This window comes from Xanthobacter luteus, from assembly GCF_040049235.1.
Lineage (GTDB): Bacteria > Pseudomonadota > Alphaproteobacteria > Rhizobiales > Xanthobacteraceae > Xanthobacter.
This window is the reverse complement of record NZ_JBDZDO010000001.1, coordinates 904711-931703: the sequence shown is the minus strand read 5'-3', so window position 1 is coordinate 931703 and position 26993 is coordinate 904711. Positions and strand designations below refer to the sequence as shown.

Below are 26993 nucleotides of genomic sequence, written 5' to 3'. Positions count from 1 at the left end.
GACATGACCGCCGATCCGACCCTGCCCGCCGCCCGCGAAGCCAACGTCCTCTGGTTTCTGCCGACCCATGGCGACGGCCATTATCTCGGCACGTCCCACAAGGCGCGGGAGGTGAACCTTGCCTATCTCAGGCAGATCGCCCAGGCGGCGGACCAGATCGGCTATTACGGCGTGCTGATCCCCACCGGCCGCAGCTGCGAGGACAGCTGGGTGGTCGCCGCGGCGCTGGCCGGTCTCACCGAGCGCCTGCGCTTCCTGGTGGCGGTGCGGCCGGGCCTGCTCTCCCCGGCCGTGGCGGCGCGCATGACGGCGACGCTGGACCGCATCTCCGGCGGGCGGGCGCTCATCAATGTGGTCACCGGTGGCGATCCCACCGAGAACAAGGGCGACGGCTTCTTCGCCGACCATGCGGAGCGCTACGAGATCACCGCCGAGTTCCTTCACATCTACACCCGCCTCCTGAAAGGCGAGGAGGTCACCTTCTCCGGCAAGCATCTGCAGGTGGAGGGCGGCAAGCTGCTCTATCCGCCGGTGCAGCAGCCCCATCCGCCGCTCTATTTCGGTGGTTCCTCCGCCCCCGCCCATGACGTGGCGGCCCGGCAGGTGCAGAAATATCTCACCTGGGGCGAGCCGCCGGCGGCGGTGGCGGACAAGATCCGCGATATCCGCGCCCGCGCCGCCGCGGTGGGCCGCGCGGTCACCTTCGGCATCCGCCTCCATGTCATCGTCCGCGACACGGCGCGGGAGGCCTGGGCGGCGGCGGACGACCTCATCCGCTACATCGACGACGCCACCATCGCCGAGGCGCAGAAGGTGTTCGCCCGCATGGATTCGGAAGGCCAGCGGCGGATGAGCGCCCTGCATGGCGGGCGCCGCGACAGGCTGGAAGTGAGCCCCAATCTGTGGGCCGGCGTCGGCCTGGTGCGCGGCGGGGCCGGCACCGCGCTGGTGGGCGATCCGCAGACCGTGGCAGACCGGATGAAGGAATATATGGCGCTGGGCATCGATACCTTCGTCCTCTCCGGATACCCCCACCTGGAGGAAGCCTGGCGCTTCGGCGAGAGCGTGCTTCCTCTGCTGCCCCGCGCCGCCACCACCGGGGCGCCGGGCGTGGTGACCACCCATCGCGGTCCGTTCGGCGAGATCATCGGCAACGCTATCGTCCCGGAGGCGCGGCGCGTCTCGGCCTCCTGATCCGGCGGAACGCGGAGAGCAACGCCATGCTGAACGTCTGGGAACCGAACATATCCGTGGTCATCGTGGGCGGCGGCTTCACCGGGACCCTGCTCGCCCTCGCGGCGGCTGCGGCGCCACGCCTCGACGTGGTGCTGGTGGAGCGCGAGCGGGTGGCGGGCCCCGGCCTCGCCTATGGCGCGTGCGGTCCCGATCTCCTCCTCAACGTGCCTATGGCGCGCATGGAGGTGGGGCTGTCACCCACATTCGCCCGCTGGCTCGCGGCCTCCGGCGCCGACCTGTCGGCCGCGCTGGAGGAGGCTGGCGGGGATCTTGCCCGCGCCTTCGTGCCCCGCGCCCTGTTCGGCGCCTATCTCGCCGAGCGGCTGGAGGAGGCGCTCGCCGCTGGGAACACGCGGCTGCGGCGGGTGTGCGGGGACGTGGTGCGCGTCTCCGACCGCCCGGTCCCCGGCGTCCAGCTCGCCGACGGGCGGCGGATCGAGGGCACCCACGTGGTGCTCGCCACCGGCAACCTTCCACCCAAGCCGCCCCGCTGCCGCGACGGCGGGGTCTATGACAGCCCGTTGTTCGTGCCTGATCCGTGGCGCTGGGAAGACCTGGACGGCCTCTCCCCCGATGCTCCGGTCCTGCTCATCGGCTCCGGCCTCACCATGGTGGACGTGGCGGTGATGCTTGCCGGACGCGGCCATCGCGGCCCGATCTGGAGCGTGTCGCGCCATGGGCTCCTGCCCCATGTCCATGTGGACGTGGCGGGTCGCGGCCCCGGTTGTGAGCCCTTCCTCCATCCCGCCGCGGCGCGCGACCCGGTCATGGCGCTGCGCTTCATCCGCGCGGCGGTGGCGCGGGCCGCGGCGCAGGGGGTGCCGTGGCAGCGGGTGATGGACGCGGCGCGGCCCGCCGTCGCGAAGGTGTGGGCGGGCTGGCCGCGGGTGGCGCGGGAGCGGTTCCTGCGCCATGCGCGCACCTATTGGGACATCCACCGCCATCGCATGGCGCCGCGCGTCGCTGCCCTGCTCGATCCCCTGCTGGCTTCGGGCCAGCTGAAGGTGGTTCCCGGCCGCATCACCGGCCTGGAGCGGGTGCCCGGCGGTGTCGCCGCCACCGTGCGCCGCCGCCACTCCGGGCGCTCCGTCGCGCTGGAGGTGGCCCGTGTGGTGAACTGCACCGGCCCGCGCTCGGACTTTGCCAGCCTCGCCCTGCCGCCTTTCGATGCCTTGCGCGAGGCCGGGCGCATCACCCCGGACCCCCTCGGCCTCGGCCTTGAGACCCACGGCTCGGCCGTCGTGGATCGCCATGGCCACGCCTCGACCTGGCTGTTCGCCCTCGGCCCGCTGACCCGGCCCGCATTCTGGGAGGTGACCGCAGTGCCCGAGATCGCGGTGCAGGTGCAGCAGCTGGTCGGGGAACTGTCCCGCGCCGCGCCCCCGCCCCATCGCCCCGACGCCCGGCTGATCGCCGATTCGTCAATATCGGCGGAGGGATTTGAGCGAACGGCTTTGGCGGGCGCGCTTCCCTAGCATACCCCCCGGCGGTGCCAACTCCCGGGAGCGCCACAAGGAGGAGCATTTCTCTGATTCATAACTTACTAAATCAATCGATATTGATCGGGTGCACAGCCCCCCCAATCTCCGGCGTTGCCGGCCCAGACCGTGGCGGACTCATGACCTCCCTTTCCTGCTCCCGCTTCCTTGCGCTGCTCCTTTCCGGCCTGACTTTTCTTTCGGTCGGCAGCGCTGCCCCCGCGCAGGCCCCCGCGGCAGCGAGCGATAAGCCGCTCAAGGTGGGCGTATCCGCCGGCCCCTATGGCGACGTCCCTCGCGAAGCGGCCCGGCTGTCCGTGAGGCAGGGGATCAAGGCCGAGATCATCGAATTCACCGACTGGAACCAGCCGAACGCGGCCCTGCAGGCCGGCGACATCGAAACCAGCGTGCTGGATGTGGCAGAGAACCCGAAGAAGCTGCAGATCGTCGAGACCGACGCCGCCCAGCTGCCCCGCTCGCTGGATGACGTCGCGGCGGCGTTCGTCACCTCCAACTATGCCTATCTCGCCGGCCTTGACCTGAACACGGGGCTGGTTTCCGAGCCGGCGGCGGAGGAGGCCAAACCCTATTTCACCCGGGTCTTCGCCGCCCGCGAGGACCGCAAGGACGACCCGCGGATCAAGACGTTCATCGAGATCTATCGGTCCCAGCCGATGAAGGACTTCACCCTCGCCAAGTTCAAGGGAAGTATCCTGCCGGCCTGGTGAGAGCCCGTCCGCTGCAGTCGATCCGCGCCACAGGAGCCTCGCTGATGACCCGTTCTTCCCTGCAGCCCGTGGCTGTGGCGCGTCCGTCGCCGCAGCCGGACTGGGCGGCCCTCGCCCGAAGCGTCGCCGACGTGCTCGTGCCGGATGCCGCTGCCCGCGACCACGTCGGCGCATCGCCGCGACGGGAGCTGGAATTGCTGCGGGAGGCGGGGTTGCTCGCTTTGCTCAATCCCGTTGCCCATGGTGGAGGCGGGGGGAGCTTCACCGACGCGTTGGTCGCCACCCGGGTGATCGGGCAGGCGGATGCCTCCATCGCGCAACTCCTCGCCTACCACTATCTCCACCTCACCAATGCGGTGTGGCGAGCGACGCCGGAGCAAGCCGAGCGGCTCTCCCGCGGATCGGTGGCAGGCAAATGGTTCTGGGGCGGCGCGTCCAACCCGCGCGATCCCGAATCGCGGCTCACGCCGGCGGCGGGCGGCTATCGCCTGTCCGGGCGCAAGACTTTCGCCTCCAACGCCGCGCTTGCCGACAAGATCACCTTGCGCGCGCAGCTCGGCGACGGCTTCGCGGTCATCGTCGTGCCCGGCGATCGCGCGGGGGTGACCCACGGCAACGACTGGGATGCCTTCGGCCAGCGGCTGTCGGAGAGCGGCACCATCACCTTCGCGGACGTGCGGGTGGACGAGGACGAGGTGCTGGGCGACCCGACCGCCGCGCCGGCGCCGCGCACCAGCCTCGTCGTGCCGTTCCATCAGCTCCTCATCGTCAATTTCTACATCGGCACGGCGCAGGGGGCGCTCGCGGAGGCCGCCCGCTATGTCCGCACCACGTCGCGGCCCTGGCAGGCCTCCGGCGTGGAGACGGCGCGCCTCGACCCCTACATCCTTGAGCACTACGGCAATCTCGATGTGGACCTGCGGGCTTCGGTTGCCCTTGCCGATGTGGCCGGGCACGAGTTCGAGGCCGCGGCCGCCCGCGGCAACGACATCACGCCCGAGGAGCGCAACGTGGCGGCCGCCGCCATCTATGCCGCCAAGGTCCATGCCAGCCGCACCGCGCTGGAGGTGACCTCGAAGATCTTCGAGCTAATGGGCGCCCGCGCCACCGCCGCCCATTATGGCTACGACCGCTTCTGGCGGAACATCCGCACCCATACCCTGCATGATCCGGTGGTCTACAAATCGCGCGAGGTGGGCAATTTCGCGCTCAACGGCACCATCACCGCCACCCCACTCTACAGCTGAGCGCGAGGATCTGCCATGAGCCGTCCGAGGCAAATCCGCTTCAACGCCTTCAACATGGCCGCCCCGGGCCACACCTGGGCCGGCCTGTGGGCGCACCCGCGCGACCGGGCCACGGACTACAACAGCCTCGACTATTGGGTGGATCTGGCACGGATCGCCGAGCGCGGCCTGCTTGACGGCATCTTCATCGCTGATGTGTTCGGCCTCTATGATGTCTATGGCGGCAGCCCGGACGCCGCGCTCCTGTCGGGCGCGCAGACGCCGCAGATCGACCCGGCGCTGGTGGTGCCCACCATGGCGCATGCGACGCGCCACATCGGCTTCGGCGTCACCGCCAACCTCACCTACGAACACCCCTACCAGTTCGCCCGCCGGTTCGCGACGCTGGACCATCTCACCAACGGGCGCGTGGGCTGGAACATCGTGACCGGCTATCTCGACAGCGGCGCGCGGGGGATGGGCCAGACGGCCAACCGCTCCCATGACCTGCGCTACGAGGCGGCGGAGGACTTCCTCGCCGCCACCTACAAGCTGTGGGAGGCAAGCTGGGAGGATGGCGCGGTCCGGCGTGACCGGGACGCCGGCATCTTCAGCGATCCCGCCCGCGTGCACGCCATCCGCCACGACGGGCCGTTCTATAAGGTGGACGGCATCCAGCTCACCGAGCCCTCGCCCCAGCGCACCCCGGTGCTCTACCAGGCGGGCACCTCGGGGCGGGGACGGCTGTTCGCCGCGAAGCATTCCGAAGGCATCTTCCTGAACGGCCAGACCCGGCCGATCCTGGCCGAGGCGGTTCAGGCGGTGCGGCAGGCGGCGGCGGGCTTCGGGCGCGACCCCTACGACATCCGCATGTTCGCCGGTGCCACCGTGATCGTCGCGCCGACGCGGGCGGAGGCCTTCGACCGCCTCGCCGATTATGCCCGATATGTCCACACGGCCGGGCAGCTGGCGCTGCTCTCGGGGTGGACGGGGGTGGACCTCTCGACCCTCGATCCGGAGGAGGCGATCTCCTACGTGAAGAGCAACGCCATCCAGTCCACGCTCGAAAACCTCACCCTGCGCAGTCCCGAGCCGCTGAAGGTGAAGGACCTCGCGACGCTGTCGGCCACCGGCGCCCGCGCGCCCTTCATCGTCGGTGCGCCCGGCGAGGTGGCGGACGAGATCGTGTCGTGGGTCCGGGACACGGATGTGGATGGCTTCAACCTCAACCGGCTGGTCTCGCACGAGACGCTGGAGGCGTTCGTCGATCTGGTGGTGCCGGAGCTGCAGGACCGCGGCGTGTACAAGACCGCCTATGAGGGCGGCACGCTGCGCGAGAAGCTGTTTCCGGGCCGCGGCCCGACCCTTCCGGACACCCATCCCGCGGCGGGCGTCCGGGGGACGGGCGGGGCGGCCGCGACGCCGCGTCCGCGCGTCGCCCGGGCCTGATCCGTCCGATACCTGTCGCCGGGGGACGGTCTAGATCGACCCCGTCGCCGCGCCCTCGAAGGAGATGCCCATGACTGCCGCCGTCGTCGATACACCCGCCCGGTCCGGACCGTCCATCGACGCTTCCGCCCTGCGGACCCTCCTCCAGGCGCGCTACGGGGCGGCGGAGGCGCCGTCAGGCATTCTCCTGAACGACACCATCGCCGGCCTACTCTGCCATCGGTCCGTCCGGGCCTTTGTTGATCGCCCGCTGCCCGACGGGCTGGTCGAGACGCTGGTGGCGGCGGCCCAGTCGGCGCCATCGTCCTCCAACCTGCAGACCTTCAGCGTGGTGGCGGTGGAGAACCCCGCCACCAAGGCACGCCTCGCCGAGATCGCGGGCGGCCAGAAGCACGTGGTCGAGGCCCCGCTGGTGCTGGTGTGGCTCGCCGACCTCGCCCGCCTCGAGGAGATCGGCCGCCGGGAAGCGAAGCCCACCGACGCGCTCGGCTTCCTGGAGACGCTGTTCGTGGGCATCTTCGATGCCGCCCTGGCCGCCCAGAATGCGCTGGTGGCGCTGGAATCCCTCGGCCTCGGCGGGGTCTATCTGGGCGCCTTCCGCAACCGGCCGGTGGAGGTGGCCGAATTGCTCGGCCTGCCGCCCCACGTGCTCGGCGTGTTCGGCCTCGCCATCGGCCATCCCGACCCGGAACGGCCGGCGCAGGTGAAGCCGCGCCTTTCGCCGCGGCTCGTGCTCCACCGGGAGCGCTACGATGCCAGCCTGCCGCAGCCGGCGCTCGATCACTATGAGCAGGCTCTCAAGGACTTCCAGAAGGGGCAGGGCCTGCCGGAGGTGGGCTGGACCAGCGCCGCCCTCACCCGTGTGCGCGGTGCCGAGGCCCTGAGCGGCCGCGACCGGATGCGAGAGGCGCTCGCGGCCCTCGGCTTCGGCCTGCGCTGAGGCGGCGGGCGCGCGCTCAGGCGATCCGGCGGCGGATCGGCAGCCCGGCGAGCATGCCGGCGAAGGCCGCGGCGAGAAAGACCCAGCCGGGCAGGGCGCCGGCATGGATGCCGGAGAGCAGGACGCCGACCGTGCAGCCCAGCGCCGTCATGGCGCCCCAGCCCATGAGCAGGCCGCCGGCAAGGCCGGACGCCATGTCGGCGATGCGTGGCGCGCGCGGTGCGAAGGCGCCTGCCTGCATCCGAATCCCGTCTTCTCCAAAATTTGGCAGCGTGCGAGACGCGCGGCTTGGCGTTCCTGGCTCCCACCGTTTCCTGCGTGCCACGAGGTCGGTAGCCCCCGATGTCTCACCGCAGCGATCAGGTCTTTTTTTGCAAAACACCGGGCAGCTTCTGTCTTTCATCCTGCTGCCCAGCTCTCGCCTCCACTTCTCGCTCCTTGGTCGCTGATCTGACACGCCCTGTGACGGATGCGTCCTGCCAAGGAGGGCGCTATCCGGCTGCTCTCGCACAGCAACCGCAGCAGGGGGCTCCCGTCTCCGCTTCCAACGGGACTGTGCTTCAAGGATTGGTCGAGCCCTAACGATCGGGCCGGAGGGAAGAGCCCTGTTCGCAAGGGTCTAGGGTGAGCCATACCTGCCCCTTGACTGCCCTTTCAGCAAGGTCCGCTTTGCGCCAGAAGCGGCAATGAGGCCTTCGTCCGGAAGCGGGCATCTGATAATTGGCGCAAGCTCGCATTCCGCATGTCCGTCCCGCGCATCCGCCGCGCGCAGATCTGGCCCCGCATCCGCGACGTGACTGCTTCTGGCCGAAGGCACTCGTCGCGGTTGATGAGGGGACAGTGCCCCGCATCGGTCGCCGAATAACCGGGCATGCTGGGCCGCGCACTGGCCAGCTCCAGCCTCAGAAATCCATCACGGCCGAGAACTTGAAGGTTCTCGGAAGGCCGGTCGAGACCCAGCCATCATTTACCGCCGCCCAATAGCTCTTGTCGAAGACGTTCTCCACCGCGAAGCGCAAGGCGAGAGGATGGTCGAAGGCCCGTGTCTTGTATTGGGTCCCGAGATCAAAGCGGATCCAGCTTGGGATCTGCTGGGTGTTCGCCTGGTCCACGTATTGTGATCTGGTGGCGATCATTCGGCCCCAAAGGGTGAGGCCGGCAATGGGCTCCGGGTCCCATTCAACGCCGATGTTGGTCTGCCAGGCGGGGACGCCAACCGCCGAATTGCCGTCAAAGAGGCCGTCCGCCGTCTGGGTTAGCGTGCCCTGTGTATAGGCGACGCCGCCCAACAAGCGCAGGCCCTGCCAGAGCTGGCCGAAGACGTTGACCTCCACGCCCCGGTTGCGCTGCTCGCCATTCACGCTGAAGACGGATTCGCCCGCGGCATTGGTGGTGATGATGCTGCTGGGCCTGGTGATCTGGAAAATGCTGGCGGTGGCGGTGAAGACGCCGAAATCATACTTGATGCCGGCCTCCATCTGCTCGGTCATCATCGGCGGGAACACCTCGCCGGCATTCACCGTGCCCTGGTAGGCGATCGGCCCCTGCTGGAGGCCCTGGATATAGTTGGCATAGAGCGACATCCGGTCGACAGGCTTCACAACGAGGCCGAAGGCGGGCGTGACCGCCTGCTTGTCATACGCCTGCGAAACGCTTCCATCGGGGTTGAACACGTCCACCTTGATCTGCTGGTAGCGCACCCCGGCGGTGAACAAGATGCGCTCGTCAAGGAAGGAGAGCGTGTCCGTCAGCGTCACGGCCGGCGCATTGATATCCCAATACTTGGGAGGATCGTCGCTGAAGCCGAACGTGGACGGGGCAGCGATGGTGGGCGCGTTGTAGATGTTCGTGTCAAAGGAAAGGAATCCGTAATAATTACTTTCCTGGTACAGGTTCTGGTACAGGTACGAGGTGTTCAGGTTGACCTTGTGGCCGATGGGGCCGGTGGCAAACTCGCCGCGAAGGCCCGCCTGTGCGGAAACGGCGTTCCCGTTGATCGGGCTATAATAGGCCGTGGCCGTTGCGTTCCCGGCGGAATCGCGGACATTGATGTCCGTGGACAGCATGGTCTGCCGATACGTGCTGCCACCGATGCCGCCATAGAGGGTCCATGCCGGATTGATGTCATACTCGAACTTTGCCAGCCCATAGGCCGTCTTGGTGCCGGAATATTCCCAATCCTGGTAGATTTGCTTGCTGGCGTCCGGCGCGCGGGGAATGGCGATGTCGGAGGCAAAGCTAAAACCGGCGGCGCCGGTGGGGGCATAGGTCTTCTGGTCGATATATCCCGCGTCGAAGCTCGCCCGCAGGTCCTCTCCCCGATAATCGAGGGCCAATGTGCCCGCCCCGAGCCGGGCGGACTGGCCGTCGACGGACGTGTCGCCATCCAGGAAGATTCCGTTGACACGCACGCCCCATTCCTTGTTGGCGCCGAAGCGCCGCCCCACATCGACTTGGGTGCCAAGCTGGGTATCGGAAAAATAGCTCGCCGTGACGCGGGTGATGGGCTCGTCCGTGGCACGCTTGGGAACCACATTGATGGACCCGCCCAGGGAGCCATATTGGGTATACCCGGTCAGCAGCGCGTTCGGCCCCTTCAGCACCTCCACCCGCTCCATGGTTTCCACAGGGATGAGGCGATCGGGAGAGATGCCGCCATAACCGTCGATCAGGATGCTCTGGTTGGTGACGCTGAAGCCCCGGATGAAGAAGACTTCGCCCGCGCCGGCGGAGGAGCTGATGCCGTTGGTGAAGACGCGCACGGACGGATCATTGGCCATGACGTCGGCCACCGTCACCGCCTGCTGCTCCTGGATCACCTTGGAGGTGTAGCTGGTAATGCTGAAGGGCGCATCCATAATGCTGACATTGCCGAGCACACCGAGCCGCGCGCCGGTGGCAACCTGGCCCCCGGCATAGGATGGCGGGGCATCCCAATTGTTGATCCCTTCCGCTTCGACATTGACCGTATCGAGGACAATCGAGCCATCGTTTCCCATCGCTCCAGCCTGGGGACGCGGCTGGGTGATCAGGACATTCCTGGCGTCCGGAAAGGCATAGGTGAGCCCCGATCCCTGGAGAAGCTGCGCAAGCGTCTGCCCGCGCGTGGCGGTTCCCCGAAATCCGAGCGAGGTCTTGCCGTTGGCGATCGCGGCCTCGTAGGACACCTGCGTGCCCGATTGCTTCCCGAAGGCCACAAGGGCGCGGCTCAAGGGGCCAGCCGGAATGTCGAAGGTGATCTGGACGCTGGACTGGGCATGCGCCTCGCCGCCCAGGAGCGCGCCCTGCGTCAGGATTGCGGTCGTCGCCAGCAGCGTCGCGACCATCACCTTCCGGCCAATGCCGGCGAAACCCCTCGTCCCAGACCCTGGCCGCATGTCCCAGCCTCTCCGTCGCTTTCACAGGAGGGCTGGCATGGCCGAATGGTTGGTTGCTGGAGCCCCTAAGGGCCTTACGAACGGGGCTCCGGATTCTCCTGCGATCCCGCGATTTTTTCTCAGACGGGGAAAATAACGGTCGCGAACGGCCCGATCCGGCGCACCTTCGCGCCGAAGGGGCGCACCACGGCCTCAAGGGCACGGATGGGGTCGCTCAGGTCGAACACGCCGCTCACCACGCGCGACCCGAGGAAGGGGTCCGCGATCACCACGGGCCCCGGCTGCCAGCGGGCGATCCGCGCCACCATCGCCGAGACGGTCTCGCCATCCGCGATGACCATGCCGTCGCGCCACGCGGCGATCTGGGAGGCATCGCGCACACCACGGGCCAGCTTGTGCGCGGACGGATCGAGGGTCATCCAGTCGCCCACATTCAGCCGCTCTCCGGGTCCGAGCGCCGCGTCCGGCCCGCGCACCTCCACGATGCCCTGGTCGACGGAAATGGTCACGTAGCCCCCGTCGCTGGACACGTCGAACGCCGTGCCGATCGCCGTCGCCGACACCGATCCCGTGAGCACGGAGAAAGGCCGGGCCGGATCGCGCGCGACCTCGAAGAAGGCCATTCCGTCGAGCAGCGTGATCTCCCGCCTGGCTTCTGAAAAATGGATGGCGAGCGTGCTGTCCGGGCCGAGGGTGATCATGCTGCCATCGGCAAGCGTGATCTGCCGGATCTCGGCCGTGGATGTCGCCTGGTCCGCACGGGCGCGGCGGATAGCCTCGGGTCCGAGCCAGGTTCCCGCCACGGCGGCGCCGAGGCCGATCACGCCGCCGCCGATGACCGCGCGGCGTGTCAGCCCCCCTTGGGCATCGCCCGCCTTTCGCTGGTCGCCGAGGACCTTGCCGGTCATGCCGTGGATCTGCGCGACGCGCGCCCAGGCTGCGGCATGGCCGGGGCTGCGGGCGGCCCAGGCGCGGACCATTTCGAGCGAGACTGGATTGGCAGGATCATTCTGCAGGCGAATGGCCAGATCGGCGGCTTCCCGAAACAGCAGGCGCTCTTCCGGAATTTCGCTCATGGACATCCCTCATGCGGGCGGGCTGCCAGGGTGGCAGGATCGCAGGCTTCCTATCACTATACGAATGGACCGCGCGAATGTTCAGCGCGGGCGGCGCCGGCCGCTCAAAGGCCGCTCAGCCGCTGGTCGATCTGCTCGTAAGCGTCCCGCACGAGGGCCCAGACCCGCGACCGGGACAGGCCAAGCTCGGCAGCCACTTCCGCGACCGTCATCTCCTCGATGCGGTGCAGTTCGAAGGCCCGCCGGGTCTTTTCCGGCAGCGCCGCCAGCGCGGCTGCGGTCAAGGCCAGCTTCTGCCTGTCATAGACGGCCGCCTCCGGAGAGGGGGACGGATCAAGGATGGCCTCGAACCCGTCCGGGTCCAGGTCAACGCGATTCAGCAGCCGCTCGCGGCGCTGATGATCGATGGAGAGATTACGCGCCACGCGGAAGAGATAGGCGGCGGGATTGCTCACCGGAGCCGTGTCGGCGGGCGGCGACACGAGCACCCGGACGAAAGTGTCCTGTGTGATGTCCGCGGCCATGTCCGCCGTCAGGCCGCGCCGGCGCAACGCCTGCGCGATATCCTTCGCGTGCCGCTTGAACAATGTGGCGAGATCCCAGCCCATTGAAGCACCACCCTCCGCGCGCCGGCGAACGCCACGGGCGTCCAACACGACGGAGAGGGCTTAGCGCAAAGAAAAATTGTCACGCAAGACCAATGATCTATACCTATTCTAAGGCGAAACTGCTGAACTCTCGGTCTCGCTCAGATCCGTCTGTAAAACATCAGCGTCTTCAGACAGTTGGGCCAGCCTTCAAAGCAGAACGCCCTCTAGGCTCGTGAACGGCTGTGCTGAGCCGTAATCCGCTGGATCGGCCGATCAGGCTGACCCATTGGTCGACCAGACGATCCTGCACGACGACGCAAGAAGAGACGACGTCCATCGGTTTCCTTGGAGTTCAGCCAGCGCTGATAGATTGGCAGCGCCGGGAAGGTCCAGGCGAGGACCAGCAGGGTGGAAAACAGGGGATGCCAGAGGCCGAGGATCCGGAAGGCATCCCCGAAGGAATAGACCCATGCGAGGAACGAGCCGAGGTTGATCGCGATCGCGGGATGTTCCGGGGGGACCTGCGCCTTAAGACCCGAGGTGCCCTAGGCGCGATAGATGAGAAGGCCGAGAACGCAAAGCACCGTCCAGCCGATCCAGAAACCCGTCGGCGATTCCTGAGATCGCGTCGCCGCCTGGAAATAGGCCTCGATCGCGTTCTTGCCACCCGGATGAAGCCCGACGACTTCGGCAGGGATGAGTTTCGCCAACGCCTCCTGGTAGGTAGGCTTTCCGGTGTCCTCGCCCCCGCTCGGCGATTTCAGGTTTTCATGTCGCGCCGGGCGCAGAGATGGCTGCAGGCCCCCTCCCTGACGAATGATGCGGACTGGCCTGCCTCTGGCCCGTTCCCTCGTCGATTGTGATTGAGATGCCTGACCGGCACCCCGGCTCCTCTATCGCGCGGCCTCGATCCGCTGCGAGATCCAGTCGAACACGGCTTCGGTGATGCGCAGCCCGCGGTTCACGAAGTCCCCGGTCGTGTGGATCGCCACGACCTGCCGTTCGTTGCGGGAGGAATCGAAGACGAAGACGGGACTGCCGCTCTGGCCGCCTTCGGTATCGATCATGTATTCGAGGAAGGCGGGCTGAACGCTGCTCACGCGTCCAGCATTGAACCACATGGTGCCATAGGGCTTGTCGGCCTCGAACGGATAACCGGCATTGTTGATCATGAGCATCTGCAGGTCCTTCTCCGCCGCGGCGTCCGAATAGACCCGCATGCCGAAGAAGCCGATGCGCGTGCCGAACTGTTCATTCTCCACCTCGATCGACGGCAGCTCGATAACGCCGTAGTCGAATGCGGCGGCCTCGGCTTGGCTCGGCAGCTTGACCCACGGATCCGGCACATGAAACGTGTCGGCGACCACATAACCGTAAGGCGCGGAAGGACCGTTCCTGCCGGGTATCACCCGGACGGACTTGGCCCGGCGGCCATTTGCCCTGTCATGCAGGCAATGGCCCGCCGTCACGACGACGCGCGCGCCTGCAAGCCAACCCGATCCCAGACCGACCGCCCCACTGTCATAGGTGATCTCCAAATGGCAGATGCAGCGCCAGGGCACGGCCGTGGTGTCCGCGATCTGAATGCGGTCGTCGAAGCCCAGGACATTCTCTGGCCGCGCGACGCTGCTGCCCGGAAGCTGCGGCGTCGCGCCGGGCGGCATGATCACCTTCGGCACCGAGAAGGTTGCGCTGTCCGGGCGTCCGGAGAGGATGGTCGGCCCCGAAATCCGGGCGGGCCTGAAGCCTGCCGTCATGGCGCGCGAGATGTCGAAGCCGGGCACCCGCTCAATGCTGCTGCCGCCATTGGTCTCGGTCATGAAGCAGGGGCGCTCGCGGACAGCCGCAGGCGCCGTAGCCTTGGTCTTTGGGGCCTTGGACATGGCGTTCAGAAATCCATGGCGTCGGCCCAACGCACGACGCGATAGCCATTTGGTATGCCAGCCTCGTTGCCGCCCCGCAGCACGCGGATCGGCGGCAGCGCCTCCAGATCGTCCCGCACCCGGCTCCGGGCCATCTCACGCCAGTCATATTCGAAGATCTGCTGGAAATAGGCGCCGGCTTCTTCGGTCTCGATGAGCAGCGATGCGTCCCGGTTGGGGCCTGTGCCGGCCCCAGTCCAGTTCTGCGACCCGAGCAGCACCTTCGCGGCATCGACCACGATGCCCTTGGTGTGGACCTTGTCGAAGAAGCGGATCGAGCCCGCCTTGAAGCCGAATTCCACCAGCTTGCGGACGGTGTCGCGCTCCTTGCCGAAGCCCGAGCGGAAGATGATCCGCACGTCCCGTCCGCGCCGCTGCTGCTGGCGCAGGGCCTTGGCCAGATCCAGGAAATGATCCGGCATGTTGTCTTCGTCCTCGCTCAGGCCGAAGCTCTGGTTCTCGAATAGAACGGAGGTCCGCGCGCTCTCGATCAGCGGGATCACCACATCGGCATAATTGTCCGGCGTGAGAACGGGGGTCACGGTGACCCGGCGCCGGTCGAGACGTAGGGGCTCGAAGGCCCGGAAGGCGCGCGGCGCCTCCACGTCCGCGTCGAACAGCGCCTCCGGCACGAGCACGAGGGGCAATTCGAGGGCGGCCGCCTCCTCGCCGCCAGCGGCCTTGTTGTCCAGGAAGTCCTGCTCTAGATGCCGCCTGAAGACCCCGGCCAGGGTCGGGCTCTCGACTATGGCGTGCCATTCTCGGTTGTAGTCGCGGACGTCGCCGAAGGTGAGCTCGGACACCGCTTTCTTGAGAGGGGCCTGGTTCGACGACTGCCAATTGCCGCTCGACAGCCAGAACGCTTTGTCTCCCGGGCTCGCGCCGGTCTCCTCGCTGATGACCGCGACCTTGATGTGATAGGCGGAATGGAAGAGCTTGTTGCGCCCGCTGATGGCGGCGGGCGTGAATTCAAAACGCGCGCCGAGCGCCTCGCCCCAGGCAGCGAGCGTCTCGCTTTCGGGCTTGTCGTTCTTCTTGGTGCCCTCGCCGATGTCGTCCCCTTTCTTGCGGTCGATGGTCAGCTTCAGCTCCCTGCCGGCAGGCTGCATCGCTTTGAGGATCGCCTCGAGGACGTGCGGCGCCGACATGTGGTACATGCCCACGGTCATACGGTTGAAATCCGTCCGGCCCAGGAAGGAAGAGAGCTGGGACCAGCCGGCCTCCGGGCTGACATGAAGCGTGATGGTCATCTCCTCGGTGACCGGCGCGAGGCTGAACTCCGGCGCCGTGATATCGCGCTCGTAGCCGAACCGCGCCGGCAGCGCCGCTTCCTCCGCCGCAATGCCGAAATCGGCCGCGAGCAGCCTTTCGACCGACGCGGTCTCGACCACGATCGGAATGCCCTCGATGGCGTCCGGCAGGCCGTAGGCGGCGGCGCTCTTCGGCGCCTCGGGCCGGACCTTGACGATGACGCCGTAATCCTCGCTTATGAGGCCTTCCTTGAACATCAGGCCGGCGGCCACCGACAGCACTTGGGCGTGGCCCGTCATCCGCTCCTTCGCCGCTTCGGCGGCGCGTTCGGCATTGCGCCGGGTGGGGGGCAAGGTTCTTTCCACCGCGGGTGCGGCATCGGCGCCGCGCGGCATGGAGCCCAGCCGAACTGTGATCTCCAGCGGGATCGTGAGCGTGATGGAGCCATCAGCACGCGTCGCCGAGACGGTGGTCACGGTTGCCTTGGTCGCCATGGTGTCCCCCTGTGCCGCATCCTCTTTGGCCGATCCCACGATCGGCGGGTCCGTTTTGACCGGGCTGCCATCGGCGAGCCCGGTGCCTTGCCAGGGCCGCTCCCGGATGAGCCGCAGGATGTCCGCCGCCGGCACAGCGTGGTTGGCCTCCAGCGCGCGCCCGCGATAATGAAGGCCGACGGCGGTGCCGGTCTCGAGATCCACCAGCAGGGATCCCGAACTGCCCGGCAGGGTCGAGCAGTCATGAGCGAGCCCGCGCGGCTCGAGCCCCATGAGACGCCCGGGCGAGATGCGCTTGCGCTCGTGGACATTGCCGAAGATGCGCTGAAGCGTCTCTGAATCGTGGTCGGTGCTGCTGTACCCAGGGTAGCCGATCGCGGCCAGGAGCGCGGTCGGCGACGGGATGGCCGGTGCCAGAACAATGGGCGCGGTCAACCGGTCCGCGCCGGACGTGCGGCTGACCCTCAGGAAGGCGACGTCCATCCCGCGAGTCTGCGAGACGTAGACGATGTCCTTCACCGGGAATTCGCGCGGGGTCGTGGGGCGGACCTCCTCCCGGAAATCGATATGAGCCGTCTGCTGGCCCATGCGGCCGTCGGTGGTCTCCCGAAAAACGAAGCTCTTGCCGGCAGCTTCGGAGAAGATCAGCGCGACATGGGCGTTGGTGACGATGATGTCGTCACCCATCTCGCTGGCGATGAGCCAGCCGGTGCCCACCCACGCATAGTCATCGTTGCCGGCCAATTCGATCCGTCCCACCGATCGCATGACTGGCGCCAGCGCCGCGGCTTTCGTGGCCACGCGATCGGCCATCTCGCGCGCCTCTGGGTGCAGCGGCACGATCTCGGGGATGCCAATGGCCAGATCCGAGATGACATCGAGGACCGGCCGCGCCATCCGGATGACCGCCTCGAGGCTGCTCGCCTCGCTGCGGGCGGCATCGAAGGGCTGCGCGGCAGGGTCGAAGCCCGGCAAGCTCGGGGTGGGCGGCGCGTAGGTGGTGCCGTCGCGGAGCTCGATGCCGGCGATATAGCGCCGGAGCTTCTCGACATAATCGCCCATGCGCTGCCCTTCTTCGACCTTGCTGGCCGTTATCGGGACACATTACCACCCGTCCACGACGATTAAACCAAGAGTTGCAGCCGTCGGCAACCAAGTGGCTGATCAGATCCTCCGATGGGGCCGCGTCCGGCATCATTCAGCGGCGCCGATGAGCAGCACGCGCGCCGTTCCGATCGGCCGGACCGCGTGGCACCTGCTGAAGGGCGAACTGGAAGCCGGCCTGATGGCCGGCCGCATGGCGGTAGAGGGTGCGGCCGATGCGGCCGGATGGCCGTCGCGCCAGATGGCCGGTGATGCGGTCGACCCAGGTCGCCGTCATGGGGTCATCTCCTGCACAAGGGGAGCGGGGCGCGTTGCCTTGCCGACGCGGCGTCAAAGCCGCTGGAGCGAGGGGCGTCGCGCCATCAGGGCGGCAAGGCCGAGGGGCAGCGCCGTGACCAGGGGCGACGATCGTGGCGAGCAGCGCCTTGTCGAAGCCAAGAAGCCCCATGAAGCCGAAATAGATCAGCATCATAGCAAGGCTGAGGGCACTCGCGACTCGCCAGCGCAATCGGACCAAGCGGGCGACGGGTGCATCTGCGGTAGGCATTCCAGTTCCCCCTTCTTTTTGTCATATATTTGTCTCTATATCCCACGTTTTGTCTGATCACTAGCGAGGGGAAACGCCAAAACAGATTATCCCGTTGGCCGGAAGGGGCGCCAGAAGTCGCCTTTTATAACAGTTTCATAGGGCGGCTCCGTTGTGACATTTAAAGTCATTAATGAGTTTGTACCTTATTTGTCTTGACGATCGGCTGTGCGGCTGTCACACCATGGGCATCCGCGGCGGCGCGGGAAGTGCCTCAGGAAAGGCCAGCGATGATTCCGTCAGACCAGCACCTTCACATCGGCTCGATCCTGTTCGACGGATTGGATCAGATCGATTTCACGGGACCGTTCGAGGTCCTCGCCCGCATTCCCAATTCGACGCTCCACATCGCCGGCAAGACGCGGGCGCCGGTGAAGGACATGCGCGGCCTCGTGCTCACGCCGGAAAAGACCTTCGCCGAAATGCCGAAGCTCGACGTGCTGCATGTCCCCGGTGGTCCCGGCCAGCAGGCGCTGATGGAGGATGAGGAGACGCTCGACTTCATCCGCACCCAGGCGGCCGGCGCCCTGTACGTGTTCTCGGTTTGCACCGGCGCCCTCATCTGCGGCGCGGCTGGGCTGCTCAAGGGCAAGCGCGCGACCACCCATTGGGCGGCTTTGGGGGTGCTGCCCTATTTCGGCGCCATTCCCCTCACGGACCGGGTGGTGGTGGAGGGCAACTACATCTTCACCGGCGGCGTCACCTCAGGCATCGACGGGGCGCTGCAGCTTGCCGCGGTGCTCCGCGGCGAGAAGGCCGCGCAGCAGATCCAGCTCTACATGCAGTACCACCCCGAGCCGCCGTTCGACGCCGGTACGCCTGAGCGGGCGCCCGAGAACATCGTCGCCGCCGCGCGGGAGTCCGTGAAGGAACTGACGGCGCAGCGGATCGAGACCGCCCGCCGCGTGGCGCGCCGCCTGGGCGTCGCCGTTCCGGATGATGCGGGGCTGGCGCGCTCGGCCTGAGGACGTCGCGGAAATGCCCAGGTCGAAAGAAGCTTACGCGCCCCTTTCGACCACTTCCTCCCGCAGGATCAGATGCAGGGTGCGGGCGAATTCCTCCGCCAACGGCTTCGGGATCACACTCGTCGTGATGCGGACGGCTGGGGGGGCCGCAAGGCGGAACACCGACCCTGTGCGTACCGTCCAGCCTGCCTCGAGCAGCCGCCGCGCCACCGTCTGCTCATCCTCCACCGGGATCCAGACGTTCATGCCATCCCGGCCATGGGCCTTGATGCCGCGCCCGGCCAATGCCGCCACAACGTCCTCCCGCCGCCGCTCATAGGCCGCCGCCGCGCCTGCGATCAGCTGCCGGTAGCCCGGCGCCGTGAGCACCGCCAGCACGGACTTCTGGAGGATGGAACTGACCCATCGGGTGGTGAAGGCGCTGAGCGACAGGCTCGCGCGGCTCAGCTCGTGGCTCGAATTGACCACCGCCAGCCGGAGATCCGGGCCGATATATTTCGACACCGAGCGGATGATGGCCCACCGGGGACGCCCCGCCTCGACCAGCGTCATGGGCGGAAAGCGCGAGAGGACGGCGAAATGGTCGTCCTCGATGAGCAGGACGTCGGGATAGGCCCGCATCTCTTCGCGCAGGGCCGCAAGCCGGGCCAAGCTCCAGGAGCCACCCACGGGATTGTGGGCGCGCGGGGTGAGGATGACCGCCTTTGCGCCCGCCTCCAGCGCCCGCCGCAACCCTCCGGGCGTCAGGCCCTCGTCGTCCACGGGCATGCTCAGCGGCACGTAGCCGGCCTGGCGCATCAGGCCGAGGGTGGTCATGAAACAGGGATCCTCGACCCCCACCGCGTCGCCCACGGCCAGCAGCTTGCGCAGGATGGTGCCGATGGCGTCGAAGGTCCCGGACGCCAGCCAGAGTTCGCCGACCGGCAGATCGTCCAGCGCAAACTGCTGGCCCAGCAGGCGAATGAGCTCCGGATCGTCCGGCGGGTCCTCGTAGGACCGCTGATGCCAGCCGACGCCGCGCAGCACCGATGTCATGTCGGGAAGGAGGGCGGGGTCGGGATTGCCCCCTGCGAGATCGCGCGGGGACGCGGCGGGCGGCGGCGCGGCGGTGTCGGGCGCGACCCTGCTGCCCTGCCGGCCCCGACCCTGCAGAAGGCCGCAGTCGGACAGTTGCTTGTAGGCCGCAGCGACCGTGTTTCGGTTGACTCCCAGCTCCTCTGCCAGCTGGCGCACCGTCGGCAGCGACGCGCCCCGCTTCAGGCGGCCCGAATCGACGGCTGACCGGATGGATTCAGCGATTTCTATTGCCGTTCGGCCCGCAATCACCACCGTCTCCCGCCATTCCATCGCTGACCCAGACACCGCGCCGACAGCAATTCGCCGCTAGGCGAGCGCGCCAAACGTATCCTGGCACAACGCGGCGTCTCTCCTAAGCCACTCAGACATGAAAAGTCAAATCGAGTACATTGAGTATTTTGTCTTGCGCTTCGGCGGGCGGACATGCCTGATGGGCGGGGAGGTCGGCCATGACGGATGCCATCGAAATTGCCCGGGCCCTGATGCGGGTCGATACCTGCAACCCGCCCGGCAACGAGCAGGCCGCGGCAGAGGTCCTCGTGCCGCGGCTCGCGGGTGCCGGATTCGCCATCGAGCAGCATCGGTTCGCGCCGGGGCGCGTCAATCTCGTGGCGGTCCGCAGGAGCGGTCGGATGCGTCCGGTCTTGGCATTCACCGGTCATCTTGACACCGTGCCGCTGGGCACCGCGCCGTGGCGCCACGATCCTTTCGCGGGCGAAATTCACGGGGGGCGTCTTTATGGCCGCGGCGCCTCCGACATGAAGGCGGCGGTCGCGGCCTTCGTCGCCGCCGCGCTGGACGCCCAGCGCGTCGAGGCGGACCTCGCCCTGGTGATCACGAGCGGCGAGGAGCGCGGATGTGAGGGCGCATTGGCTCTGGCGCGGGCCCAGATTGCGCTGCCCGAAATCTCCGGCTGGATCGTCGCCGAGCCGACGTCGAACGCCATCGCCCTGGGCCATAAGGGCGCTTTGTTCTGCTTCGCCCATTTCGCCGGCGTATCGGCGCATTCATCCGCCCCGCATCTGGGGGTGAATGCCATCTATCGCGCCTGCACGGCCGCCCTTGCCTTCGCCGACATGGATTTCGCCGCCCGCCACCCGGTGCTGGGGCAGGCGACCGCCAATGTCGGCCTGATCGAGGGGGGCCACGCGCCCAATGCGGTGCCCGATCGCGCCCGCCTGCACGTGGACGTCCGGACCCTGCCCGGCATGGACCATTCGCAGGTTCTGGCCCGTCTTGCCCGGCTCGCGGGCGAGGGCAGCCGCCTCGAATGCGTGCACGACCTCGCCCCGGTCTGGACCGATCCCGCCGCCCCGTTCGTCGCCCTGTGCGCCGCCGCCCGGGAAGCGGAGGGCCATGTGGCGGAACCGCCGCGCGGAGCCTCCTTCTTCACCGATGCCTCGGTGCTTTGCCACCTTGCCCCGGCGCCCGTCGTCCTTCTCGGGCCGGGTGAGCCCAGCCAGGCCCATGTGACCGATGAATGGTGCGGCGTGAACGAGATCGAAACCGCCCAGAACATCTACGGGCGCCTCATCCGCATGCACGCCGCCGCCCCTTAGGCGCGGGGCGGCGGGACGCGCACCCCGCCGCCCGGCCGGTCCTCAGGCGGACATCTGCGCCGCGACCAGTTCGGCGGTGGCGCAGGAGAGCGTCCAGCCCAGGTGGCCGTGGCCGGTATTGAAGAATACGTTGCGCGCGCGCCGGCTCGCGCCCACCCGCGGCAGCATGCCCGGGAGCATGGGGCGCAGCCCCGCCCAGACCGCCACATCGCTCGTGTCGAGGCGCGGAAAATGCCGCCGTGTCCAGGTGACCAGCGGCGCGATGCGGTCGGCCCGAACGTCGCGGTTGTAGCCGTTCAGTTCGGCGGTGCCGGCGATCCGGAAGCGGGTGTCCCCGAGGCGGCTGGTGACGATCTTCGCAGCGTCGTCCAGCAGGGCGACGCGCGGGGCATGGTCCACGTCCGCCGGCTTCACCGCGACCGTGATGGAGTAGCCTTTGACCGGATAGGCATTGAGCCGTTCCCCCACCCAGGCGGCGATCTGCCGGCTGCCGACGCCCGCGCAGATGACCACCTGGTCCGCAGCGAGGGCGCCTTTCGCCTGCGGCTCGTCCACGTCCTGCCATTCCACCACGCGCCGGCCATCCGCCTCGCGGATTGCGCCCACCTCGACCCCGTAGACAAACCTGCCGCCCAAGCGCGTGCAGGCCTGGGCGAGGCCACGCGTGAAGCGGCAGATGTCGCCGGAGGCATCCTGCGGGGTGAAGAAGCCGCCGTGGAACGTGCCTTCCAGCGCAGGCTCGATGGTCTTGATTTCGTCCGGGGTAAGGGGCTCGCGCTCCAGGCCGCCGCGCTTCAGCAGGGCGTTCACCTTTGTGGCATGGGCGAAGCTCGTCGGGTCGCGATAGACATGCATGAGCCCCCGCCTCTCGAGATCGAACGCGATGCCCTCGCGCTCGGCGATCTCGAACAGATGTCGACGCGCCTCGATGGCAAGCCGGACCGTCTCGACGGTGTTCTCCTCGTATCTGCCGATCTGGCCCACGAATTCTGCGAGCCAGGAAAACTTGTGCCAGCTGGGCTTGGGGTTCAGCAGCAGCGGCGCCGAGCGCGTGAATATCCAGCGGATGCCGTGCGCGACGTTCGACCACTGGTTCCAGACCTCCGCATTGCTGGCGGAAAGCTGGCCGCCATTGGCGAAGGACGTTTCCAGCGCGGCGTAGGGGTGGCGCTCCAGCACCGTCACCGCGTGTCCGCGGCGCAGCAGGGCATAGGCTGTTGTGACGCCGGTAATGCCGGCGCCGATGACGATCACATGTCCCATGGTCGATGCTCTCTTCCGTGACAGTCCATGCCCCCTCTGTCACGGAACCTGAGAGCTTCTCCGCCTGCGGCGGATATCCCCTTCGGTGGATCAGGATCGCCCTGACCTCTCTCCAGAGTGCCTGATGAATCGGTCCTTTTGCCTGAGAGTTTCCGGGGCGGTTGCTCCTTCGGCGGCGCTGGCGCGCGCTCTCCCGATCCATCTGATTGGCGCCCACAGTATAAAGGGCCCGTTGCCCCGTTCAAGACAAAACCGAATTTGTCCCATGGCCTAGCTCGCAGCGCGGCCCGTCATGGGGCACCGGCAGGTCCGCGCAGCGGCCGGGATGGCCCCTGGGGCGCGGCGGCGCTCCAAGCCCCGTCTGCAGGATCGCGTCGGCGCGCGCTCGCCCGCCGCGCGCCCTTAGCCGAAGAGGGCGATGCTCGGCTTGGCGACCATCAGCCACAGGATGCCCAAAATCGCGCCGAAGGCGGGAAAGCCGAAGGCGAACCAGGTCCAGAACAGGCGATGATAGGCGGGGGGAAGGGCGGCTCCGGCCTTCTCCGCCGCCTCCGCCAGATCGCGCATGCGCATCTGCATGAAGACGACCGGAAGCCAGAAGACACCGACCAGAAGGTAGAGAAGGAGGGACAGCACGATCCATCCCTCCGACAGGGGATACCCCACATGCCGGGCGAGCAGAAACCCGGTGATCGGCTGAACGACCACGGCGCTCGCCGTGAACAGAAAATCGGCCGTGACCACGATCCGCGCCACCCCGGCGATCTTCGCGACATTGCCGGTGCGATGGGCCATCACCATGAAGAAGGCGATGCCCGCACCGGTGCCGATCAGCACGATGGCGCCGATGAGATGAAGAAACTTCAGCGCGAAATAGAGCATCAGCGGCCTCGCAAAATGGCCAGGGCAACCAGATGCAGCGCCGCGACCGGCGCGATCTTGAGCAGTGGCGCCAGGGGGTCGAGCCAGAGCCAGGGCGTGAGGACGCTGCCGGCCAGGGCATAAAACAAAGCAACCGCAATGCCCGCGACGAGGGCCGGGCGGGCCGTGCGGCGCAGGCAGATGCCCAATCCCACCAGCAAATCGGCCGCGCCGCCGCCGAGCACGGCGAGCACGGCCAAGCCGCTCGCGCCGCCTTGCTGCATCATGGCGATGCCCGATTCAAATCCCGGCCCGAGCGAGGCGACGCCGGAGCCGATCCAGAAGATCGCGAGGCTGACGAGAACGAGCGGCTTCAGCAGATAGAGGCCGGCAAACCATCTCTCCTGAACGGAGGCCGGATGGGCGGCCAGCATGGCCGCCACGGAGCGCGGCGCGATGGCTGTGATCCGCCGCCATTGAGACGGGTCGCCCGTCGCCCCGCGCGCGATCTCCCTTTGCGCCGTCGTGCGCACCGGCGGACGCCAGCCAAGCCAGCCCGCCGCGTCGCCCAGCCCGTAGAGCGCGCGGGCCACCGGTTTTGGCACGCGCAATTCCCGCGCCGGGGGGGCGCCGAGCCAGGCACGAAAAATCCGGATCAGGTCCGAGAAATCCATCCGGTCCGGCCCCGCGAGCTCCAAGGCAAGTTTGGCAGGCGCGGCCGGCGCCAGGAAAAAGACCACCGTCTCGACGACATCCTCCAGCACCACGGGCTGGAGCGGCGCGGTCGCCGGCATGACCGGCAGGATGGGCAGCGCCGCGAGCCCCCGGACGAGGGCGCTGGCCCCATAGGCCGCGGGAGCGAGCACCACGGACGGGCGCAGAATGATCCAATCGAGCGCGCTGGCGGTCAGCGCCTCGTCGCCGGCCCGCTTGCTCCGCGAAAACTCCGTCGGTGTGGCCCGATCGACCCCCATGGCGGAGAAATGGACCAGCCGCCGCACGCCCGCCCGCTCGCACGCGGCCACGAGGGCGGACAGACCGCGCGCGTGGGTGCCGACGAGGTCATCGGCCGGACCGCTCTGCAGCGCGCCCGCGCAATTCACCACGGCATCGACGCGATCGAGAACCGCCGCCCATTCCGCGGGATCCGCTCGGCCGATGTCGAGGGCCGACCAGCGAATGGACGGCATGGCACGCGCGGCGACCGTCACGTCACGCGCGACCCCGCGCACCGGGTGGCCGCGGCCGGCGAGCGCCGCAGCGATCTGTGAACCGATGAGCCCCGTGGCTCCGACGATGAGAACTCGGCACAAGGAGGGTTCTTCCGGCATGCCCCACGCCTCCCCTGCTTCGCATCGCGGCGACGCCCGAATTGTGGCGCGTCGGGCGCCCCGCGCCGGGTCTCGCAGCAACGTCCCCGCTGTGATCGAGGCATGGACGTATCAGATTGTCGTCCCGGCCGCAGCGGCTTCCGCGCGGCTCGGGTTCTGGCGATCCGGCGGTGGCGCAACGGGACGTGAGCCCGCGGCGGAAGCTGCGGAACCAATCGGGGTGTTTCGCGCTGAAGCGGCGCCGCGGCCCACGGCTGGACCGGAGAGCGCCGGTCCCGCACGCGGTGCAACGTCAGGTTCGACTTCGCTGGGACGATGATCCATCACCCTGGTCCAACCCTTGGGTTTTCCCCAGGCTTGCAAGGTAAGAGGGACGTGCCAACAGGAAGTCCAAGAGGCGCTGCGGGTAATCCGCCGGCGCGGCATTTTGCACGGACGGCCGCGCCGCCACCGCCGTCCGCCAGGCCGAGAGCCGCGGCTTGTTCGCGACCATGCCGAAGTCCCCGATCCGGTCGAAGACGTCAAAATACCGGAACACCGGCGCGAAAACGGCATCGACCAGAGAAAACCTGGCCCCCGCGAAATAGGGGCGATCCGTCAACCTCGCGTCGATCTGGGCGAACTTGGCTGAAATCGAAACGGCCTTCGCCTCGAATGACATGGCATCTGGCGCATTATAGAGCCCCGCAATGTCGTTCAGAACTGATGATCCGAACTCGATCCACGAACGATGTTGGGCGCGCGCGAGGGGATCGGCGGGATGAAGGGGATGGGGTTCGGTCTCTTCCAGATATTCGAGAATGACCGCGCTTTCGAAAATGGCATGCCCACCCACCCTGAGCACCGGCGTCTTGCTCAGGGGCGAGATCGCCAGAAACCAGTCAGGCTTATTGGCCAAATCGATGTCGATGCGGTCATAGGGCACCGACTTTTCGGCAAGCGCGATCACGGCACGCTGCACGTAGGGGCACAGATGATGACTGATCAGCGTGAGACGGTTCATGATCTATTCGCCCCATACGTAGAAGAGAGCATCGCCTTCGATGCGTGTTGACAGGAACATGAGGCGCGATCCCTCGGGGGCGGGGCCTTCGGTGCGCGCGCCGGTGGCCATGTCGAAGGCGGCATTGTGCCAGGGGCAGACCAGCCTGCCCTCCTTGCATTCCAGCGGTCCGCCGAAATGCAGGCAGACATTGGCCGCCGCCTGCATCTTGTCTTTGCTTTTGTAGACATGCACGTCGCGGCCGAAGAAGGGGACGACGAGGGTGCCCACCTGAGGAATGTCGGCAATCTTGCAAAGCTCGTGTTTCATGATGATTTCCCCGTTGAATGTCGTTCAGGGGTGCTCGGCGAGGCAGCGCCGGCGGGCAAGAAGGTGCGACACGGCAAAGGCGCCGTCGCCGAGCAGGAACTGAACGAGGCTGACAGCCAGAAGAAAGGCCGGGTATTCCCAGCCGCCGCCAGGCGCGGTGAAGACCCAGCCATTGGCGGCGTGAACTACGATAATGGCCCCCAGCAGGGCCGGAGACAGGGCCACGACCACCCAGCGCGTCTGTACGCCGAGGATCAGCAGAACACCGCCGATCACTTCGCCTGCAACGAGGACATAGGCCAGCCAGCCGGGCAGTCCCGCCTGGACGAAGAAGGCCGCCGTCCCTCCAAGGCCATAGGTTAGAACCTTCAGCACGATGCTGTGGGCAAGATACATGGCCCCCAAACTCAGGCGCAGGACGAGCGCCGCTAGGTCAGGCGACGATTTCATTGGGCTCCGCTTCCGATAGATGTAGTTGCATGATTTTTAATGTAATTGCATATATCCGTCAAGCTTGATGCAAACGCATGTATCTCGGTAGAATGGCGCCATGGAACAGATGCCTTCCGAAACGGTGGTTCGCGCCTGGACGCGCCTGATGCGGGCCCAGCGGCTTGCGCTCGCTTCGATCGAAGGCGCTCTGAAGGCCGCGGGCCTGCCGCCGCTGGTCTGGTACGATGTGCTGCTTGAGGTCGAGCGTGCCGGCCCCGATGGCCTGCGCCCGTACGAACTGGAACGGGCCATGCTTCTGGCGCAATATAATCTGTCGCGCCTGATCGACCGCATAGAAGCGGCCGGATATGTGGAACGAAAGCTGTGCGCCGATGACGGCCGCGGGCAGCGGATCGTCATGACCGACGCGGGCAAGGCGATCCGCCGCCAAATGTGGCCCATCTACGCCCGAGAGATCGAGCGCGCAATTGGAGGCCGCCTGTCGGCGGAACAAGCAGAAGTCCTCGGCGATCTGCTTGGCCGATTGGTGGACGGCCGCACCGTTCCGAAGGCGGCATCAAAGGCCTTGAGCGCGTGAGGGCACTGCGCGATCGCGGCCGCCATTCCAAATGTGAAGGCATCCGGTCCGGTTTGGTTTAGGCTGTTTTCTGAACCGACACATAGCCGTCAGGCCGCATGACGGTGGCGGCGAGGCGGCTTCATGCCGTCTTCGCGG

24 protein-coding genes and 1 riboswitch are annotated in these 26993 nt (G+C 67.4%); of the genes, 9 read left to right on the top strand and 15 right to left on the bottom strand.

Translation table 11 applies throughout. The features are described 5' to 3' along the window. The first annotated feature begins 3 nt into the window (after positions 1–3). The 6 genes from ssuD to ABLE88_RS04445 all read left to right on the top strand — a co-directional run bounded on the left by ssuD (position 4) and on the right by ABLE88_RS04445 (position 7057). On the top strand, positions 4–1194 hold the full coding sequence (gene ssuD, locus ABLE88_RS04470; protein WP_348831082.1) for an FMNH2-dependent alkanesulfonate monooxygenase: 1191 nt from the start codon (positions 4–6) through the stop codon (positions 1192–1194). A gap of 26 nt (positions 1195–1220) precedes the next feature. Continuing rightward, positions 1221–2711 carry an FAD/NAD(P)-binding protein gene (locus tag ABLE88_RS04465; RefSeq protein ID WP_348830251.1) on the top strand — a complete coding sequence of 497 codons (1491 nt, stop codon included), beginning with the start codon at positions 1221–1223 and terminating at the stop codon, positions 2709–2711. Positions 2712–2854: 143 nt separating this feature from the next. Further along, positions 2855–3442 carry a MetQ/NlpA family ABC transporter substrate-binding protein gene (locus ABLE88_RS04460; protein WP_348830250.1) on the top strand — a complete coding sequence of 196 codons (588 nt, stop codon included), beginning with the start codon at positions 2855–2857 and terminating at the stop codon, positions 3440–3442. Positions 3443–3486: 44 nt separating this feature from the next. Then, positions 3487–4689: an acyl-CoA dehydrogenase family protein gene (locus tag ABLE88_RS04455; RefSeq protein WP_348830249.1), complete on the top strand. Its 1203-nt coding sequence runs from the start codon at positions 3487–3489 to the stop codon at positions 4687–4689. A gap of 15 nt (positions 4690–4704) precedes the next feature. Further along, positions 4705–6117: an LLM class flavin-dependent oxidoreductase gene (locus ABLE88_RS04450; protein WP_348830248.1), complete on the top strand. Its 1413-nt coding sequence runs from the start codon at positions 4705–4707 to the stop codon at positions 6115–6117. Positions 6118–6187: 70 nt separating this feature from the next. Beyond that, positions 6188–7057: an NADPH-dependent oxidoreductase gene (locus tag ABLE88_RS04445; protein WP_348830247.1), complete on the top strand. Its 870-nt coding sequence runs from the start codon at positions 6188–6190 to the stop codon at positions 7055–7057. Positions 7058–7073: 16 nt separating this feature from the next. Here the strand turns inward: ABLE88_RS04445 and ABLE88_RS04440 are convergent, their stop codons facing one another. The 8 genes from ABLE88_RS04440 to ABLE88_RS04405 form a co-directional block, all read right to left on the bottom strand. Next, on the bottom strand, positions 7074–7298 hold the full coding sequence (locus ABLE88_RS04440; protein WP_510182847.1) for a YeeE/YedE thiosulfate transporter family protein: 225 nt from the start codon (positions 7296–7298) through the stop codon (positions 7074–7076). Between the two features lie 661 nt (positions 7299–7959). After that, the gene (locus ABLE88_RS04435) at positions 7960–10383 is read right to left on the bottom strand and encodes a TonB-dependent siderophore receptor (RefSeq protein WP_348830246.1); all 2424 of its coding nucleotides are present in this window, start codon (positions 10381–10383) and stop codon (positions 7960–7962) included. A 170-nt stretch (positions 10384–10553) separates the two neighbouring features. After that, positions 10554–11510 carry a FecR family protein gene (locus tag ABLE88_RS04430; RefSeq protein WP_348830245.1) on the bottom strand — a complete coding sequence of 319 codons (957 nt, stop codon included), beginning with the start codon at positions 11508–11510 and terminating at the stop codon, positions 10554–10556. Positions 11511–11614: 104 nt separating this feature from the next. Then, entirely contained in the window at positions 11615–12118 is a 504-nt protein-coding gene (locus ABLE88_RS04425) for an RNA polymerase sigma factor (protein WP_348830244.1), read from the bottom strand. A gap of 527 nt (positions 12119–12645) precedes the next feature. Beyond that, positions 12646–12810 carry a hypothetical protein gene (locus tag ABLE88_RS04420; RefSeq protein ID WP_348830243.1) on the bottom strand — a complete coding sequence of 55 codons (165 nt, stop codon included), beginning with the start codon at positions 12808–12810 and terminating at the stop codon, positions 12646–12648. Positions 12811–12993: 183 nt separating this feature from the next. Next, positions 12994–13920 (bottom strand): trypsin-like serine peptidase, encoded by a 927-nt coding sequence (locus ABLE88_RS04415; RefSeq protein WP_348830242.1) that lies wholly within the window; start codon positions 13918–13920, stop codon positions 12994–12996. 68 nt (positions 13921–13988) lie between these two features. Continuing rightward, the gene (locus ABLE88_RS04410; RefSeq protein ID WP_348830241.1) at positions 13989–16829 is read right to left on the bottom strand and encodes a phospholipase D-like domain-containing protein; all 2841 of its coding nucleotides are present in this window, start codon (positions 16827–16829) and stop codon (positions 13989–13991) included. A 136-nt stretch (positions 16830–16965) separates the two neighbouring features. Beyond that, the gene (locus ABLE88_RS04405; RefSeq protein ID WP_348831123.1) at positions 16966–17148 is read right to left on the bottom strand and encodes a hypothetical protein; all 183 of its coding nucleotides are present in this window, start codon (positions 17146–17148) and stop codon (positions 16966–16968) included. A gap of 539 nt (positions 17149–17687) precedes the next feature. Here ABLE88_RS04405 and ABLE88_RS04395 point away from each other — a divergent pair. Then, on the top strand, positions 17688–18422 hold the full coding sequence (locus ABLE88_RS04395; protein WP_348830240.1) for a DJ-1/PfpI family protein: 735 nt from the start codon (positions 17688–17690) through the stop codon (positions 18420–18422). Between the two features lie 33 nt (positions 18423–18455). On the opposite strand, the gene ABLE88_RS04390 is transcribed toward ABLE88_RS04395, so the two are convergent. After that, positions 18456–19769 (bottom strand): aminotransferase class I/II-fold pyridoxal phosphate-dependent enzyme, encoded by a 1314-nt coding sequence (locus tag ABLE88_RS04390; RefSeq protein ID WP_348830239.1) that lies wholly within the window; start codon positions 19767–19769, stop codon positions 18456–18458. Between the two features lie 179 nt (positions 19770–19948). Between ABLE88_RS04390 and ABLE88_RS04385 the strand changes: the two genes are divergently transcribed. Next, complete coding sequence (locus ABLE88_RS04385) at positions 19949–21058, top strand: M20 family metallopeptidase (protein ID WP_348830238.1); 1110 nt, start codon at positions 19949–19951, stop codon at positions 21056–21058. Between the two features lie 42 nt (positions 21059–21100). Here the strand turns inward: ABLE88_RS04385 and ABLE88_RS04380 are convergent, their stop codons facing one another. The 6 genes from ABLE88_RS04380 to ABLE88_RS04355 all read right to left on the bottom strand — a co-directional run bounded on the left by ABLE88_RS04380 (position 21101) and on the right by ABLE88_RS04355 (position 26275). Next, the gene (locus ABLE88_RS04380) at positions 21101–22321 is read right to left on the bottom strand and encodes a D-amino acid dehydrogenase (protein WP_348830237.1); all 1221 of its coding nucleotides are present in this window, start codon (positions 22319–22321) and stop codon (positions 21101–21103) included. A 120-nt stretch (positions 22322–22441) separates the two neighbouring features. After that, a riboswitch (glycine riboswitch) is annotated at positions 22442–22527 on the bottom strand. Positions 22528–22723: 196 nt separating this feature from the next. Further along, complete coding sequence (locus ABLE88_RS04375) at positions 22724–23203, bottom strand: DUF2269 family protein (protein WP_348830236.1); 480 nt, start codon at positions 23201–23203, stop codon at positions 22724–22726. Next, the gene (locus ABLE88_RS04370) at positions 23203–24513 is read right to left on the bottom strand and encodes an SDR family oxidoreductase (RefSeq protein WP_348830235.1); all 1311 of its coding nucleotides are present in this window, start codon (positions 24511–24513) and stop codon (positions 23203–23205) included. Before ABLE88_RS04370 ends, ABLE88_RS04375 begins: the two co-directional genes overlap by 1 nt. A 292-nt stretch (positions 24514–24805) precedes the next feature. After that, positions 24806–25516: a glutathione S-transferase family protein gene (locus ABLE88_RS04365; protein WP_348830234.1), complete on the bottom strand. Its 711-nt coding sequence runs from the start codon at positions 25514–25516 to the stop codon at positions 24806–24808. Between the two features lie 3 nt (positions 25517–25519). After that, positions 25520–25825 carry a Rieske (2Fe-2S) protein gene (locus ABLE88_RS04360; RefSeq protein WP_348830233.1) on the bottom strand — a complete coding sequence of 102 codons (306 nt, stop codon included), beginning with the start codon at positions 25823–25825 and terminating at the stop codon, positions 25520–25522. A gap of 24 nt (positions 25826–25849) precedes the next feature. After that, positions 25850–26275, bottom strand: a complete 426-nt coding sequence (locus tag ABLE88_RS04355) for a DoxX family protein (protein WP_348830232.1) — start codon at positions 26273–26275, stop codon at positions 25850–25852. Positions 26276–26375: 100 nt separating this feature from the next. Between ABLE88_RS04355 and ABLE88_RS04350 the strand changes: the two genes are divergently transcribed. After that, positions 26376–26855, top strand: a complete 480-nt coding sequence (locus ABLE88_RS04350) for a MarR family winged helix-turn-helix transcriptional regulator (protein WP_348830231.1) — start codon at positions 26376–26378, stop codon at positions 26853–26855. Positions 26856–26993: the final 138 nt, after the last annotated feature.

Excerpts from the sequence above, each read along its gene's own strand:
- ABLE88_RS04390 (WP_348830239.1), bottom strand. The coding sequence starts at position 19,769 with ATGGAATGGCGGGAGACGGTGGTGATTGCGGGCCGAACGGCAATAGAA.
- ABLE88_RS04375 (WP_348830236.1), bottom strand. The coding sequence starts at position 23,203 with ATGCTCTATTTCGCGCTGAAGTTTCTTCATCTCATCGGCGCCATCGTG.
- ABLE88_RS04380 (WP_348830237.1), bottom strand. The coding sequence starts at position 22,321 with ATGGGACATGTGATCGTCATCGGCGCCGGCATTACCGGCGTCACAACA.
- ABLE88_RS04410 (WP_348830241.1), bottom strand. The coding sequence starts at position 16,829 with ATGGGCGATTATGTCGAGAAGCTCCGGCGCTATATCGCCGGCATCGAG.
- ABLE88_RS04435 (WP_348830246.1), bottom strand. The coding sequence starts at position 10,383 with ATGGTCGCGACGCTGCTGGCGACGACCGCAATCCTGACGCAGGGCGCG.
- ABLE88_RS04425 (WP_348830244.1), bottom strand. The coding sequence starts at position 12,118 with ATGGGCTGGGATCTCGCCACATTGTTCAAGCGGCACGCGAAGGATATC.
- ABLE88_RS04460 (WP_348830250.1), top strand. The coding sequence starts at position 2,855 with ATGACCTCCCTTTCCTGCTCCCGCTTCCTTGCGCTGCTCCTTTCCGGC.
- ABLE88_RS04355 (WP_348830232.1), bottom strand. The coding sequence starts at position 26,275 with ATGAAATCGTCGCCTGACCTAGCGGCGCTCGTCCTGCGCCTGAGTTTG.
- ABLE88_RS04445 (WP_348830247.1), top strand. The coding sequence starts at position 6,188 with ATGACTGCCGCCGTCGTCGATACACCCGCCCGGTCCGGACCGTCCATC.
- ABLE88_RS04440 (WP_510182847.1), bottom strand. The coding sequence starts at position 7,298 with ATGCAGGCAGGCGCCTTCGCACCGCGCGCGCCACGCATCGCCGACATG.
- ABLE88_RS04360 (WP_348830233.1), bottom strand. The coding sequence starts at position 25,825 with ATGAAACACGAGCTTTGCAAGATTGCCGACATTCCTCAGGTGGGCACC.
- ABLE88_RS04450 (WP_348830248.1), top strand. The coding sequence starts at position 4,705 with ATGAGCCGTCCGAGGCAAATCCGCTTCAACGCCTTCAACATGGCCGCC.
- ABLE88_RS04370 (WP_348830235.1), bottom strand. The coding sequence starts at position 24,513 with ATGCCGGAAGAACCCTCCTTGTGCCGAGTTCTCATCGTCGGAGCCACG.
- ABLE88_RS04385 (WP_348830238.1), top strand. The coding sequence starts at position 19,949 with ATGACGGATGCCATCGAAATTGCCCGGGCCCTGATGCGGGTCGATACC.
- ABLE88_RS04455 (WP_348830249.1), top strand. The coding sequence starts at position 3,487 with ATGACCCGTTCTTCCCTGCAGCCCGTGGCTGTGGCGCGTCCGTCGCCG.
- ABLE88_RS04350 (WP_348830231.1), top strand. The coding sequence starts at position 26,376 with ATGGAACAGATGCCTTCCGAAACGGTGGTTCGCGCCTGGACGCGCCTG.
- ABLE88_RS04430 (WP_348830245.1), bottom strand. The coding sequence starts at position 11,510 with ATGAGCGAAATTCCGGAAGAGCGCCTGCTGTTTCGGGAAGCCGCCGAT.
- ABLE88_RS04415 (WP_348830242.1), bottom strand. The coding sequence starts at position 13,920 with ATGACCGAGACCAATGGCGGCAGCAGCATTGAGCGGGTGCCCGGCTTC.
- ABLE88_RS04405 (WP_348831123.1), bottom strand. The coding sequence starts at position 17,148 with ATGACGGCGACCTGGGTCGACCGCATCACCGGCCATCTGGCGCGACGG.
- ABLE88_RS04395 (WP_348830240.1), top strand. The coding sequence starts at position 17,688 with ATGATTCCGTCAGACCAGCACCTTCACATCGGCTCGATCCTGTTCGAC.
- ABLE88_RS04365 (WP_348830234.1), bottom strand. The coding sequence starts at position 25,516 with ATGAACCGTCTCACGCTGATCAGTCATCATCTGTGCCCCTACGTGCAG.
- ABLE88_RS04465 (WP_348830251.1), top strand. The coding sequence starts at position 1,221 with ATGCTGAACGTCTGGGAACCGAACATATCCGTGGTCATCGTGGGCGGC.
- ssuD (WP_348831082.1), top strand. The coding sequence starts at position 4 with ATGACCGCCGATCCGACCCTGCCCGCCGCCCGCGAAGCCAACGTCCTC.